12 protein-coding genes are annotated in these 14,230 nt (G+C 39.3%); 4 read left to right on the top strand and 8 right to left on the bottom strand.

Annotation, left to right across the window (positions count from 1 at the left end):
* Positions 1–11: 11 nt before the first annotated feature.
* From CDG61_RS11515 to CDG61_RS11525, 3 genes are all read right to left on the bottom strand, one after another.
* Positions 12–677, bottom strand: a complete 666-nt coding sequence (locus CDG61_RS11515) for a response regulator transcription factor (protein WP_087549269.1) — start codon at positions 675–677, stop codon at positions 12–14.
* Between the two features lie 134 nt (positions 678–811).
* Positions 812–1,177, bottom strand: a complete 366-nt coding sequence (locus tag CDG61_RS11520; protein ID WP_087512451.1) for a NirD/YgiW/YdeI family stress tolerance protein — start codon at positions 1,175–1,177, stop codon at positions 812–814.
* An 84-nt stretch (positions 1,178–1,261) separates the two neighbouring features.
* On the bottom strand, positions 1,262–3,019 hold the full coding sequence (locus CDG61_RS11525) for a GspE/PulE family protein (protein ID WP_087512450.1): 1,758 nt from the start codon (positions 3,017–3,019) through the stop codon (positions 1,262–1,264).
* 172 nt (positions 3,020–3,191) lie between these two features.
* Here CDG61_RS11525 and CDG61_RS11530 point away from each other — a divergent pair, with 172 nt between their 5' ends.
* Both CDG61_RS11530 and CDG61_RS11535 read left to right on the top strand, forming a co-directional pair.
* Positions 3,192–4,247, top strand: a complete 1,056-nt coding sequence (locus CDG61_RS11530; protein WP_087549270.1) for a hypothetical protein — start codon at positions 3,192–3,194, stop codon at positions 4,245–4,247.
* Positions 4,248–4,538: 291 nt separating this feature from the next.
* Positions 4,539–5,555: a hypothetical protein gene (locus CDG61_RS11535; protein ID WP_087549271.1), complete on the top strand. Its 1,017-nt coding sequence runs from the start codon at positions 4,539–4,541 to the stop codon at positions 5,553–5,555.
* A gap of 24 nt (positions 5,556–5,579) precedes the next feature.
* Here CDG61_RS11535 and tsaA read toward each other — a convergent pair whose 3' ends face one another.
* On the bottom strand, positions 5,580–6,296 hold the full coding sequence (gene tsaA / locus CDG61_RS11540; RefSeq protein ID WP_171405603.1) for a tRNA (N6-threonylcarbamoyladenosine(37)-N6)-methyltransferase TrmO: 717 nt from the start codon (positions 6,294–6,296) through the stop codon (positions 5,580–5,582).
* A 105-nt stretch (positions 6,297–6,401) separates the two neighbouring features.
* Between tsaA and CDG61_RS11545 the strand changes: the two genes are divergently transcribed.
* Complete coding sequence (locus CDG61_RS11545; RefSeq protein ID WP_087512446.1) at positions 6,402–7,181, top strand: ferredoxin--NADP reductase; 780 nt, start codon at positions 6,402–6,404, stop codon at positions 7,179–7,181.
* Positions 7,182–7,524: 343 nt separating this feature from the next.
* On the opposite strand, the gene CDG61_RS11550 is transcribed toward CDG61_RS11545, so the two are convergent.
* The gene (locus CDG61_RS11550) at positions 7,525–8,094 is read right to left on the bottom strand and encodes a TetR/AcrR family transcriptional regulator (protein ID WP_087549272.1); all 570 of its coding nucleotides are present in this window, start codon (positions 8,092–8,094) and stop codon (positions 7,525–7,527) included.
* A gap of 770 nt (positions 8,095–8,864) precedes the next feature.
* On the opposite strand from CDG61_RS11550, the gene CDG61_RS11555 reads away from it, so the two are divergent.
* Positions 8,865–11,282 carry a membrane-bound PQQ-dependent dehydrogenase, glucose/quinate/shikimate family gene (locus CDG61_RS11555; protein WP_087549273.1) on the top strand — a complete coding sequence of 806 codons (2,418 nt, stop codon included), beginning with the start codon at positions 8,865–8,867 and terminating at the stop codon, positions 11,280–11,282.
* Between the two features lie 58 nt (positions 11,283–11,340).
* Here CDG61_RS11555 and CDG61_RS11560 read toward each other — a convergent pair whose 3' ends face one another.
* The 3 genes from CDG61_RS11560 to CDG61_RS11570 all read right to left on the bottom strand — a co-directional run bounded on the left by CDG61_RS11560 (position 11,341) and on the right by CDG61_RS11570 (position 14,141).
* Positions 11,341–12,342: an aldo/keto reductase gene (locus CDG61_RS11560; protein ID WP_087549274.1), complete on the bottom strand. Its 1,002-nt coding sequence runs from the start codon at positions 12,340–12,342 to the stop codon at positions 11,341–11,343.
* 107 nt (positions 12,343–12,449) lie between these two features.
* Positions 12,450–13,376: a helix-turn-helix domain-containing protein gene (locus CDG61_RS11565; protein ID WP_068975460.1), complete on the bottom strand. Its 927-nt coding sequence runs from the start codon at positions 13,374–13,376 to the stop codon at positions 12,450–12,452.
* A gap of 132 nt (positions 13,377–13,508) precedes the next feature.
* The gene (locus tag CDG61_RS11570) at positions 13,509–14,141 is read right to left on the bottom strand and encodes a cation transporter (protein ID WP_087549275.1); all 633 of its coding nucleotides are present in this window, start codon (positions 14,139–14,141) and stop codon (positions 13,509–13,511) included.
* Positions 14,142–14,230: the final 89 nt, after the last annotated feature.

Below are 14,230 nucleotides of genomic sequence, written 5' to 3' on the forward strand. Positions count from 1 at the left end.
GCATCCATGACTCAATCCTTCTGCAGATTCATTTTATAACCGAGTCCTCTGACTGTTTTTATATAATGACTGCCTATCTTTTTACGCAACTGATAAATAAAGACTTCAATAGCATTACTTTCTATTTCATCACCCCATGCATATAAAGACTCCTCCAGCTGTTCGCGGGTCACAATATGTTCTGGGCGCAGCATCAGCTTATGCAGAAGCTGAAATTCGCGGGCAGTCAGATTCACAGGCTGACCATTCAGATGAACGGATTTAGCCGCCGGATTCAAGACAATATCTCCAAAAGAAATCTGATCGGAAACAGTCTGCTGACGCTGCCTGAGCTGAGTCCGTACCCGTGCAGACAGTTCCTCCAGACTGAAAGGCTTCACCAGATAATCATTTGCACCCATATCCAGTCCTTCCACCCGATCCTGCACTGCATCACGGGCAGTCAGAAAAATAACCGGTGTTTCAGGATGATCCTTACGCAGTTTTTTCAGAATTTCATCACCACTGGCAACAGGTAAACCACGGTCAAGCAGAACACAATCATATTCATGCTGAGCCAGCGCATGTATGGCATGATCACCTCGCTCCACCCAGTCCAGATGATAACCATCCATTTCCAGCCAGGTTTTTATACTTTCTGCCTGAGAAACATCGTCTTCTGCCAGTAATATCCGCATTTTATTTTACCCATCTGTCAGGTACAGCTTTTATCATGCCCTGAAAAACCTGCTGAATCAAAAAAACCATATGATGACTCATATGGTTTTTTCAGGTTCATACTAAGATCAGTTAGTGTTGATCCATAGCTCGATCAGAACTGTACAGCATCTACATCAATTTCAACACGCTTTGCAGGTTTATAATCAATATCCACCTCACCGGTAATGGTCACAGGCGTTCTTGCAGAAACAGGCTTACCTTTCCATAGCTCATCATCAATATCTACAGTAATAGTTCCTGTACTGTCACGGAACTGATATTTTTCATCACCGATAGCTTTAACAACATAACCTTTCAGCTGTACCGGTGAATCATCTTTGAGTGTCAGTGCATGTTTAACCGTAGTCGGTACAGCCTGAGCAGCGACTGCTGCCTGATTGACAGGAGTGTTCGCCATTGCAAATGTAGTACTGCCAACAATACCCGCAACCATTAAAGCTTTTGAAAATACGTTCATTTCTTCTTCCTCATCTACTTGTTCAGTTATCTGATGCAGTCATTAAATCAAACAAACATGAGGTGAATCTTAAGATGAAGCATTTCAGCTCAATGGCACAACCCGCAGAACTTCCTCAAGGGTCGTCATCCCTTCCACCACCTTGCGCGCACCTGCAATTCTTAAAGGTTCAATACCTTCTTTCTTTGCCTGCTCACGCAGTTGCGTCAGATTTGCATTTGCACCGATCATCTGTTTGGACTCCAGGCTGACAGGCATAAACTCATAAATACCGACACGACCTTTATACCCTGTATGGCGACACGCCTCGCATCCTGTTGCCTTAAAGACAAACTCGGGTTTTTCTATGGCATAGTCATACGTCAGATGATCCCATTCCTGATCATTCAAAAAAGTTTCCTGTTTACACTGTGGACATAAACGTCTGACCAGTCGCTGTGCCAGTACACCCAGAATGGTTGCAGCAGTTAAAAATGGCTGCACCCCCAGATCATGAAGTCGGGTCAGACTGGAAGGAGCATCGTTGGTGTGCAATGTAGATAAGACCAGATGACCCGTTAAAGCTGCCTGAATGGCCATATTTGCAGTGTCCTGGTCACGTATTTCCCCCACCATAATAATGTCGGGGTCCTGACGCATCAGTGCCCTGACACCATCTGCAAATCCGAGTTCAATGCCCTGATTGACCTGCATCTGGTTAAAACTCGGTTCGAGCATTTCAATCGGGTCTTCAATCGTACAGACATTGACTTCATCTGTTGCCAGCTGTTTCAGTGATGAATAAAGAGTCGTCGTTTTACCAGACCCTGTCGGACCTGTCACCAGAATAATACCATGACTGTGCGCTGTCAGTGTCTGCCAGCTCTCAAGCAGTCCACCTTCAAAACCGAGCTGCTGAAAACTTCTGACCAGAACTTCCGGGTCAAAAATACGCATCACCAGTTTTTCGCCAAAAGCCGTAGGCAAGGTTGAAAGACGAAGCTCTGTTTCCTGCCCTTTAGGTGTTCGGGTCTTTAAGCGACCATCCTGCGGTTTACGTTTTTCAGCGACATTCATACGTCCCAGAATTTTAATACGGGAAATCACCGCAGTCAGTGTATTTGCCGGCATGTTGTAAATGGTGTGCAGTACACCATCAATTCTGAAACGTACTTTACCTGTATCTTTGCGAGGTTCCAGATGAATATCACTGGCACCCTGTTCAAATGCAAACTGTAAAACCCAGTCCACCAGTTTAACAATATGCTGATCATTGGCATCAGGGTTCTGTGTATCCCCCAGCTGTAACAATGCCTCTACACCTTTGTTTTCACGGTCATAAGCATTTGATTTCTGTGATGAATGCACAGCGCGACTGACCTGATAATACTCCACCAGATAACGCTGTAACTGTTCCGGATTGAGCAGAACACGCTTTATTTTACGCGGTAACAGACTTCTTTCCAGATTGGATACCCACTCAGTCACATAAGGCTGATCTGTCGCAATTAAAATGGTATCTGTCTGAATTTCCACAGCAAGAATTCGGTTTCTGACAGCAAACTCCTGTGACATTACAGCTGTCAGCGCCTGCACATCGGCCTTTAGTGGGTCAATAATATAAAAAGGCAATTCTGATTTTTCTGCCAGCCACTGACATAAACGGTTCAGGGTTAAAGTACTTTGCGGATGACTCTGGTCCACCAGACTGAAATTTGAAATCCATTGTAAAGGGTGCCACTTCAGCTGATCACGCTGTCGATGCGTGGTCTGTACCCTCATTTTTTCCCGTTCAGTAATTTTGCCATCTTTTAATAACTGGTCGAGACACCAGGTCGTATCAATTTCAAAATTGAATTGCATTTTTATTTCCCCAAAAGACACCACCAGTATAGCAGAAATGCATTAACTCTCTGTCACTTACAGATATTTCTGACTGATAAATAAAATAAGAAGAATGTAAGCAGATTTGAATTTCTTTGAATTAAAGAAAAATAATGATAAATTGATCACAAAATAACAAAGAGATGTAATAATGATCATAAAAAAATGTTTAGCTCTTACATTATCTTCACTGTTTTTACTGAGTGCATGTAGTGATGATGATAAAAATGATAGTGGTTCTGCCCCTCAGCCAACCCCATCTAAAACAGAACAATGGACAAAATTTAAGATTCCTGGAAACCAAACAGATCCAAATGACAGTGAGATATATGCAGAATACAGCTCGCAAACATTTACCATCAAAGATGGTAAACTTTACGTAAAATCATTCAATCCCGAATTAGCAGGCATTGGGAAAAATTTGATACATTCCACCCCGGACTCGATATATTCAAATGGAACTGTTGATAAAACCGATGGAACCCTTGCAGGAAATATTACAGTTACTAATACCGAATGGTTACTGAAACCTAATTCACCTATCAATATTAATCAACTGGAAATCAAATATGAATATAAACTTCTGAACATTTCCGGTCAGGATATCCTTGAAAGTATTGAACCTTATATTGCTGTAAATCAAAGAAATGTCCCCTATACTGATCAGCTTTATAATCACAACATCAAAGCACTCGCAACACTGGAACAATTTAAAGGTAAAAAATTCCCAAATGGTGCGACTTGCCTTCAGCTTCAGAAGACTACTCAAAATCAGGATACATGGGAGCTTCAACTCTATAATGATCAAAATGCTGCACAGAATATCTGGTATGATTATGCTGAAGGTGCATCACCTGAGTACCACAGACAAATGGAAGGTTTCATTTCACCTGAAATCAGTAAAGTAAATATGCCCTATATTCATCAGGATGACTTTACTCCCCTGATGAGCAATGTTGATTTTCATTGGGGCATAGCAAAATACAATAATAAATTTTATAGCGTGCGGAAAACTGGAAAAGGAGTGCGTTTTGACCCTACACCTTTCAGAAATAAACAGCAAAGTTATTTTAATGGATATGATGAATATTATCCTGAAATTGCAATAGAAGCCCAGATAAAGAAAGCACTTGAAAATTCCTGTGATTATCTCAACCCTGTTGCAACCAAAGCAGTTTACGATATTTTAGGTACACCTCTAAAATAATTAATGCTTCAAGCAGTTCATATTCCACTATGGACTGCTTGTATTTCTTAAAATATAAAATGATCACAAACAGCATTTGATCACGAGACAACCACTCATTACAGATCTCAAACCCAGCAGTTAATAAACTGTGAGATACAGAATATTCAGTTCACACCCTGCGTCCACGCTCAAAAACTCTCAACTAAAATAAACTATTGTTTTTTAACTTTTTACCATTACAAGTATAAAAAAGTTCAGATAAAATCCGCTTGCTTTATACAAGCGATAATTAGTAATTTTGAGGGTGTTATGAATATTAAATTTTTAGGGGTAACTGTTTTTTCTGCTTTTGTACTGGCTGCCTGTGGTGGAGGTGATTCATCAGACTCAGGAAATGCTTCAGCTGAAAATATCCCAAATGACGCTCTTGGAGAGAGTGTAGTCAACAATCCAGAATGGGCTTCATATGAATTAGGATATGCTCCACCATCCAGTGATTATCCAAATCTGCTGACCAAAGAACTGCTCACAATCCAGAATGGCAATATTTACAATAATCTGGTATATACAAATTCTGGTATTTTCCCAACAGATGACTATGATCTTTATACTGATAGCCTGACTGCAGATGGGTTATATCAGACTCCAAAAACAAAAACACAATGGGGTTACCATATAGGAGTCGACTTAAACTTTAAAAAAAATGGGAGCCAATGGACCTTTACACCTAATTCCATCAAAAAGCTGAAAGGTCTACAATTCACAATTGATTATGAGGTGATTGATCTCTCAGGCAAACCACTCAGTTATTATATTGATACTTATACACATCTTAGCGAAAGTGACTTACAGTCCACCAATACCCCAACCACCAGTAATTATTTAAAAAAATTACAGGGTCTTAATTTTCCAAAGGGTTCAGTCTGTCTACGTGAAAAAACGTCATCCTCCAATCAACCTGTAATGGATATTTACTATTACAATCCTCTGGATTCTGATTGGTTACAGGATCTTAACCGATATTTCCCTGATGGATATAAAACTCAGAAGATAGCTGGATATTCTGTCCATATATCCAATGAAATATATGACTACTCACGTGATGCATTATTGAATACTGGAACCGAGTATGCTCAAGGTGACTATTATGAAAAAGCGGGCATCATGTATAACATTCAGGATGAAATAGCTGAGCTCGAAGAACTGATAAAAGATCGTCCTGCAAACAAAAACCATAAGTGGGAACTTGAAGCCGCAAAAAATCAGTGTACCCTGTTTAACAAAACAGCAAGTACATATATAGATTCAGCTCAGAAACTAAAATAAGCCATCACCCGGAACAGTACTGATTCAGTGCTGTTCCTCAAGTGCTGTTATATAAATACACTGATCATCTGCGGTAAAACGCACATTGACTCCGCCAAAGCAAAGTCCATAAGAACGCTCAGAATCCTGCTGATAAGCTGGTCTCGGATCCAGTGCCAGCACCTGCTCAAGCTCATTGACCAGCTGGACGGTGATCATTTGAGATTCAAGAAAATGCTGTTGATGCTGCTGTGCCGTTTCAGTCCAGCTCACCTGTTTTCTGACCGGTTCATCCTGTGCATAACCACTGATTGCATGCGGTACTGAATCTGAATACTGAATATAAGGTTTAATGTCCAGCACTGGCGTACCATCCAGTAAATCACTGCCTGTCACACAAACCCGAACAGACTTACCCATTTTTTTAACTTCTTTTAACTGAACAACAGACAGTCCAACAGGTGACGGTCTGTACATACTGCGTGTCGCAAATACACCTGTTTTTTTATTTCCCCCAAGTCTGGGTGGACGTACCTGTGGGCGAAACTTCTCACTCTGCTGATTTTTATTATCATGAAACTGCCATATCAGCCATAAATGACTGAATTCTTCAATACCTTCAAAGGCAAGCAGATCATTATAAGGCTCAACCATTTCAATCCAGGACTCCACCTGTACCAGATTCGGCTGCCTCGGGATACCGAACTTTTCATGGTACGGAGAATTCATATAACCAATTATTGGTAAGCTGATTTCAGACATAATCACTTTTTCTGATAAGCTCAATTAAATATATTCAGTTTATAGAGAATGATTTTAGATTAGAATAGCAAGCTGTTCTAATTTGATAATTTATTGAGACCTTTAATGGCTGCTTTCAACGTCGAAAAGATTACTCACGTTCATCACTGGAATGACACATTATTCAGTTTTAAAACAACGCGTGATACTGCACTGCGTTTTAAAAATGGTCAGTTTGTGATGATTGGACTGGAAGTCAACGGTAAGCCTTTAATGCGTGCATATTCAATTGCAAGTGCAAACTACGAAGAAGAACTTGAATTCTTCTCTATTAAAGTTCCAGATGGTCCTTTAACTTCAATTTTACAGAAAGTTAAAGTTGGTGACGATATTCTTATTTCAAAAAAACCGACTGGAACACTGGTTCTGGATGACCTGAACCCAGGTAAAAACTTATATCTGCTGTCTTCGGGTACTGGTCTGGCACCATTTTTATCTACCATCCGTGATCCAGAAACCTATGAGCGTTTTGAAAAAATTATTGTGGTTCATGGCACACGCTTTATTTCAGAACTGGCGTACCAGGATCTGATTTTAAATGAAATTCCGAATCACGAATTTTTCTCTGAGCTTGGTGCTAAAGAAAAGTTAGTCTATTACCCAACTGTGACACGTGAAGAGTTCCATACTCAGGGTCGTGTCACAACTGCGATTGAATCTGGTCAGCTGTTTGAAAAAATTGGGTTACCACGTTTCAACCCTGAAACCGACCGTGCAATGCTTTGCGGTAGCCCTGCTTTCCTGGATGATGTTGCAGCACTTCTTGACCAGCATGGTCTGAAAGAATCTCCTAAAATGGGTGTTCTTGGTGACTACGTTATTGAACGTGCCTTTGTTGAAAAGTAATCCTGATTCAAATAAACCGGACAAAAGTCCGGTTTATTTGAACTGATGCACATATCAGACTTTACTTTTTCCATAAAAGTTGTTTTTCTTCAAAAGATTAAATATAATCAAAAAATAAAATATTCAGTGTGAAGTTATTTCTGAATCACTGTTTAAAATGGATAAAATTTCAGAGGATGTACCGTCTATATTAAAATAACCATAAGAAAGAAGATTAAAGCTTCTCATGTTAATGTCTTAAACATTCTTTTTAAGAATTGTTCATTGTATTAACAAATAAACTTTTTCAGCGAAGCGTGATTTAAAAATCACGCTTTTTTATTTTTAAGCCCTGAGATTCAACTCAGACTGTTTCATTTGCTTCAAACTGAATCAGCTGATAAACCCTGTCCCAGTATTCCTCTATTTTCACAGTTTCTGGTTTAATCTGAGCCTGTATTGTCATGCCATCCAGTAAACTTGTCAGTACCATTGCCAGTGACAAAGACTGCTGTATACCCAAACCTTTCAGAGCACTGTCCATACGTGCTGTCAGCCATTGCCTGTACTCCGTGGCAGGTTCCAGGGTTGAAGGATACATTGTGGAAACTTCTTCAATTGCCTTCTGGAACATGCAGCCATTGAAGTCTTCCATCTTAAACCAGTGATCATACCAGTAAAAAACTGTGCGTAAATGGTTGATATAATCCGTGGAATCACATTCAGCAATCGCAGCATTTAACGCAAACTGTAAATTCAGGTTTCTCTGATGCAGACAATCTTCAATCAGTTTTGCCTTGGATGAAAAGTATTTATAAAAAGTCATTTTTGCGACACCTGACTCATTGATAATACGATCAACACCAATTGCATTATATCCATACGCATTAAAGAGTTTTAATGCTGTATCAATAATTTCATCCTTTTTGGACATAAGTACTGCCTGCTACACCAAGTTTCAGATGCCCTGTTAATCTGGAAAACCATGAACATCTGAATACATAAAAATTATAGGTTTAAAGTATTTACTGATCTGCGCTAAAAACAGACCTGTATTTAATTAGAATTTTTTTTTCACATCTGACAGCATCTTTTTTATTTTTTAGAGTAAAAATACGATGCAAATCATATTCATTCTAAAAAAGAGCTGATGAAAAGCGAGTAACTATAACAGACTGCCTTTTAAAAATAAAAACCGTGCGATCAATCCTGTTCTCTTATATAAACCAGTCAGTCCAGCCTAAAACACAGTTTTTTTGATATTACATAAAAAAATTAGACACACTTTTTTTTAAATAACCCTCCTGTTGCATTCAAGTCATTGAAATATACAAACAAGTCATTCTATTTTTCTAAATTTTAATAGATTTTATCATTATGCGATAAAGTGGTACAATATTAACCACAAAATCTCTCCCCTTCATTGAATCAATTGCTTACCCAGCGATTGATTCCTGATGACTTTGTTACATAGCTATTGAATTCGATAAGATTTGAGTCTGTTGAGCATTCGTCTATGTTTGCGACAATATGTATTTTTCAATGATACGTAACGTGAAATATGAGTTTCATTATTCAAAATGGTGAACTCAATCATTTCTCGACATAACGTAAATCATTGATGAAATCTCAACAGCCCCTATAACATGCCCGTTATTCTTTTCTGAACTATGCAACCAAGCCGAATTTACCAAGAGGCAAGGTATGAGCACAGAGCAAAACTCTCCCGTAGAGGCAACCAAGTCCAAAGTCTATCGATACTTCTTTATCGTCTTGACTGCACTCATTGCCCTATATCTCATCATCCAGGGTTCAAAATTATTGAGCTTAGGTGGTTCAAGTTATTACGTTATTGCTGGTGTTGCGTACATCATCATTGCGATTCTATATGCGTTAAAAAAAGCCGCTGGTTTATGGCTGTCTATCATCACATTTGTTGCCACTGTGATCTGGGCAATTGCAGAAGTTCAAGGTCTGGACTTCTGGCAATACATTCCGCGTTTGGTAATTCCAACAGTTTTATTTGTTTTAAGTTTATGGGCAAGTCACAGTCTGCCTGCATTAACCAGTAAAAAAGTAAAAACCGCAAATCAAGTTGGATTTGTAGGTTTCGCTGCCTGTGTTGTTGCACTGATTGCAGCATTTTACCCACACGGTAAAGTTTTAAATCCAATCGATCTGGTTCAAGATCCAAACCTTGCAAAACCCAATGCTGAAAACTCAGATAACTGGGAATATTTCGGTCGTAATGGCAATGGTACACGTTTTGCGCCTTATACCGACATTAGCCCTGAAAATGTCAAAGATTTAAAAGTTGCCTGGACGTATCACACAGGTCGTGATTTAAAAGCAGGTGTGGATGAAAATACACCAATTCAAATTGGTAGTACGCTTTATTCATGTACACCGACCAATATCATTACTGCAATTGATGGTGATAGTGGTAAAGCCATCTGGAAATATGATCCTAAGGCAAAAACAGCGGAACATATTACCTGTCGTGGTGTCGGTTATTATGATGCAAGCAAAGATGCTTCTCTCACTCCTGCTGATTTAGCATCGAATGGTATTAAAGCCTGTCCACAACGTATTTTAACTTCGACTGTGGATGGTCGTTTAATTGCGTTAAATGCCAAAACGGGTGCTTTGTGTTCTGAGTTCGGTGTCAATGGTCAAGTCGATGTTTTACATGACATGGGACCAACTGAACAAAGTAAACGTTATCACCCTACTTCTACACCATTAATTGCAGGTCATGTGACAATTCTTGGCGGTTGGGTACGTGATATTGTTCACGGCGAACCTTCTGGTGTCGTTCGTGCTTATGATGTGCGTACAGGTAAACTCGCTTGGGCTTGGGATGTGGGTAATCCTGAACTTTCTGGTGAGCCTACAAACGGAAAAGGTTTCACCCTTGAAACACCCAATATGTGGACCATTCCAACGTATGACAAAGATCTAAATCTGGTTTATTTACCTACAGGTAATGGTCCTCCAGATTACTGGGGTGGCGACCGTAACGGTGCCAAAGAAAAATTTGGTTCTGCTGTTGTTGCTGTCAATGCCACTACGGGTAAAACTGTATGGTCTTATCAAATCGTGCATCATGACGTTTGGGATTATGATTTACCGTCACAACCTGTTTTATACGACATGACCAATGAACAAGGTCAAAAAGTTCCAGCATTGATTCAAACCACGAAAATGGGACAAATCTTTGTATTAGACCGTCGTACAGGACAACCTGTTTCTAAAGTGGTTGAAAAAGCAGTGCCAACTTCTGGCGCGGCTGAAGGCGAAAAACTTTCTCCAACTCAACCTTATTCTGTAGATATGCCACAAATTGGTAATGACACTTTACGTGAAAAAGACATGTGGGGGATTTCTACATTTGACCAGTTGAACTGTCGTATTGATTATAAAGACTTAGTCTATCAAGGTCTTTATACTCCACCAGGCGAAAAACCATATATCGAATGGCCAAGTCTATTGGGTGGTATGAACTGGGGTGGTATTTCAATTGATGAATCGACTGGTTTAATGTTCGTCAACGATATGCGTATGCCGCTTCGTATGTCTTTAGTCCGTAAAGAAGACATGGGCAAATACAAAATTTCAACTGATGAAGTGCCTGGATTTATGGGTACTGTACGTCCACAATTTGCAGGTCCTTATGCGGGTGTGAAAATTGACATCATGCAATCTGCATTAGGTGTACCATGTAACCGCCCACCTTTCGGCACCATGACAGCGATTGATTTAAAATCTAAAAAAGTCGTTTGGGAAGTGCCTATGGGGACTGCTGAACAACTTGGACCTTTAGGTGTTAAATCACACATGCCTATGCCTTTAGGTATGCCAACTTTAGGTGGTCCTACTTCAACAGCTTCTGGTTTAGTGTTCTTTGCCGGTACGCAAGATTATTACTTACGTGCTTTAGACTCTAAAACAGGTAAAGAAGTCTGGAAAGCTGAGCTTCCAGTTGCTGCTGTTGCCGCACCATTGATTTATAAATCTCCGAAAACAGGTAAACAGTATGTTGTCATCTCTGCGGGTGGTGCAAGCCATTCTAAAGATGTGGGTGATTATATTATTGCCTATGCTTTACCTGATCAGAAATAAGTACATTTGACTTATCCATAGAAAAACCAGAGCCTCGGCTCTGGTTTTTCTATTCCAGTTAATGATTTACTGTCGCAAGTTGCTCTGAATTATACCGTGCCCCAATATTTGGATATTGATGAATAATTTGTTCAATCTCAGTTAAATCCTGCTGAGTCAATTTCACATCAACCGCTTTTGCATTTTCAATCAGACGCTCAACTTTTCGAGTTCCTGGGATTGGAATAATGTTTTCACCACGATTCAATACCCACGCCAAAGCAAGTTGTGCAGCAGTTAATTGTTTAGATGCTGCAAAGTCTGAAAATGCTTGCGCCAATGCTTGATTATTAGCAAGATTTGCTCCCTGATAACGAGGTAAATGTTTTCTAAAATCATGAACATCCAATTGATCTGGATCAAGATGATTGGTCATCAGCCCACGTGATAACGGGGAATAAGGCACAAAAGAAATACCTAACTCACGACTCAAAGGCAAAATACTTTCCTCTACATCTCGCGTTAATACGGAATATTCATATTGCAATGCTGAAACTGGATGAATCGCATGTGCTTTACGAATTGATTCAGCAGAAGCCTCACTCAAGCCAAGATATTTCACTTTTCCTGCTTGAACTAAATCAGCCATTGCCCCAATCGTATCTTCAAGCGGAACTTGTGGATCAATGCGATGTGCATAATACATATCAATCACATCTGTGTTTAAACGCTTCAAACTGTTTTCTACAGCAATCCGAATCCACTCAGGAGAGCCATCAATATAACTGTTTAGTGAATTTTCAACTTTTCCTGAATTTTCAGGATAACGAAAGCCAAATTTTGTAGCGATAAAGACCTGATCACGCCGTGATTTCAAAACTTTTGCTAAAAGTTCTTCATTTGCACCATTGCCATACATATCCGCTGTATCCCAGAAATTAATTCCGAGTTCCAATGCTTCATATAAAGTCTTTATACTTTGCTGATCATCGCTAGCGCCATAGGCAAAACTCATTCCCATGCAACCCAAGCCAATTGCTGAAAGTTGCTCACCTGTTTTTGCGAGTTCTCTATATTTCATTGTTATCGCCTCTTTGTGAATAAATCATGCTGGTCTATTCAATATAAAGCGTTGATGAAAATATCACGTATAACAATCAAACCATTACTTATAAAATTCAAACATCGTTAAACAGATGAACTTTCAGTTTTTATAACAGACTCTCGAAATATTTTAGGTGATTGACCTGTAAGCTTTTTAAAAAAATTGGTGAAATATGCTGGATATTCAAAACCTAAACTATAAGCAATTTCTGAAATATTCCAATTTGTGAATTGAAGTAATGCCTTCGCTTCCTGACACACTCTTGAACTGATATGTTCAGAAGTGGTCTTGCCTGTTGCTTCTTTAACTGCACGATTTAAATGATTCACATGAACAGATAAGTGATAAGCAAAATCATTCGGCGTTTTAAGCGTTAAATGAAAATGTGGGGAATCGATTGGAAATTGTCGCTCTAGCAACTCAAAAAACAAATGGCTGATTTTCACTGCTGCATTGCTATGTTGTTCAAACTGTTGAGTTGGTTTCATTTTTACAGCTTCATGAACAATTAAATGCAAATAATTCCTTAACACATTGTATTTATGAATATAGTCACTGGAAACTTCATGCATCATTTTCTTAAAAATAAATGATATTTCATCAACTTGACGATCATCCAGAAAATATAAAGGGTCTCCATCCACTTTAAAAAGTGGAGAATCTTTTAAAAAATTTTGCCGTACTTCATGCTGAATAAAATCTTCAGTAAATAAACAAAACCAGCCTGCTTGCTCAGGTGAATGAATTTCCCATGAATAAGGAATGATTGGATTTGAAAATAACAATGCTGGTCGGTCAACTTTGATCCAGCGATTGGCATAATGTAATTCACCCGTCCCTAAAACTAACGAAATTTTATAATAATCGCGACGACTGTATGGGGTAAGAAAGCTACATGCACTACGCTGAAATACATTGAAATGACCAATGGATGAAAATTGTGGTGTAAAACTTGTTCCCTTCGTCTCTGAAAAGCGTTGATAAAACTCTTGAATACTTTCATGTTTCATTTTCCACGCTCCCAGCAAAAGCGATTTCTTATAATATTCAAACATGATCTTACAGTGAATTAAATAAAAAGCCAGATTCATTGTGTAATCTGGCTTTACTTAAATTTGAAAATGCATGACTTAAATCAGCATTTAAACTTTAACTGCATTTTTAAATTCTCTTCGTTCCTGCAACGCTTTCTTAATCACCTGATAGCCACCGGTTAAGCCTAAAGTCGCCATAATCACTGCAACAATAATATCCGGTAATAAACTTCCTGTACCAAATACCCCCACCGCTGCCAGGATCACTGCAACATTACCTATCGCATCATTACGACTGCACAGCCACACAGACTGCATGTTGGAATCACCATCGCGGAAAGCGTACAGAACTACTGCGGCAACCACATTAGCAATCAACGCCAGAATACCGATTGCCCCCATGGTAATTGCTTCAGGTGGAATTCCCTGGATATAAGCATAGGCAGATTTACCGATCACCACAAAACCAAACAACGCCATGGTCAAACCTTTCAGCAATGCCACTGTCGCACGCCAGTACAGACTTGCACCCAACACGGCAAGTGAAATCCCGTAGTTGACTGCATCACCAAAGAAGTCCAAAGAATCTGCCCACAGTGCTGATGAATGTGCATAAGCACCACCAATCAACTCGACAAAGAACATAGCAAGGTTAATAAACAATGCAATCCACAATGCTGTTCTGAACTTACTGTCTGGTTTTTTCGGTGCAGGTTCATGACTGCAATCACAACATGCCATGTGCGTTCCCCTTGATTAATAATTCATCTGTATTATGCTATTTAAAACTATGGACTAACTCCAAGGTCAAGCCTTGTTTGAATATTTCT

Source organism: Acinetobacter sp. WCHAc010052 (assembly GCF_002165295.2).
GTDB classification, from domain to species: Bacteria; Pseudomonadota; Gammaproteobacteria; order Pseudomonadales; family Moraxellaceae; genus Acinetobacter; species Acinetobacter chinensis.

Bases quoted from the DNA above. Each gene is read 5' to 3' on its own strand.
- CDG61_RS11520 (WP_087512451.1), bottom strand. From the start codon at position 1,177: ATGAACGTATTTTCAAAAGCTTTAATGGTTGCGGGTATTGTTGGCAGT.
- CDG61_RS11530 (WP_087549270.1), top strand. From the start codon at position 3,192: ATGATCATAAAAAAATGTTTAGCTCTTACATTATCTTCACTGTTTTTA.
- CDG61_RS11570 (WP_087549275.1), bottom strand. From the start codon at position 14,141: ATGGCATGTTGTGATTGCAGTCATGAACCTGCACCGAAAAAACCAGAC.
- CDG61_RS11515 (WP_087549269.1), bottom strand. From the start codon at position 677: ATGCGGATATTACTGGCAGAAGACGATGTTTCTCAGGCAGAAAGTATA.
- tsaA (WP_171405603.1), bottom strand. From the start codon at position 6,296: ATGTCTGAAATCAGCTTACCAATAATTGGTTATATGAATTCTCCGTAC.
- CDG61_RS11565 (WP_068975460.1), bottom strand. From the start codon at position 13,376: ATGAAACATGAAAGTATTCAAGAGTTTTATCAACGCTTTTCAGAGACG.
- CDG61_RS11545 (WP_087512446.1), top strand. From the start codon at position 6,402: ATGGCTGCTTTCAACGTCGAAAAGATTACTCACGTTCATCACTGGAAT.
- CDG61_RS11550 (WP_087549272.1), bottom strand. From the start codon at position 8,094: ATGTCCAAAAAGGATGAAATTATTGATACAGCATTAAAACTCTTTAAT.
- CDG61_RS11525 (WP_087512450.1), bottom strand. From the start codon at position 3,019: ATGCAATTCAATTTTGAAATTGATACGACCTGGTGTCTCGACCAGTTA.
- CDG61_RS11535 (WP_087549271.1), top strand. From the start codon at position 4,539: ATGAATATTAAATTTTTAGGGGTAACTGTTTTTTCTGCTTTTGTACTG.
- CDG61_RS11555 (WP_087549273.1), top strand. From the start codon at position 8,865: ATGAGCACAGAGCAAAACTCTCCCGTAGAGGCAACCAAGTCCAAAGTC.
- CDG61_RS11560 (WP_087549274.1), bottom strand. From the start codon at position 12,342: ATGAAATATAGAGAACTCGCAAAAACAGGTGAGCAACTTTCAGCAATT.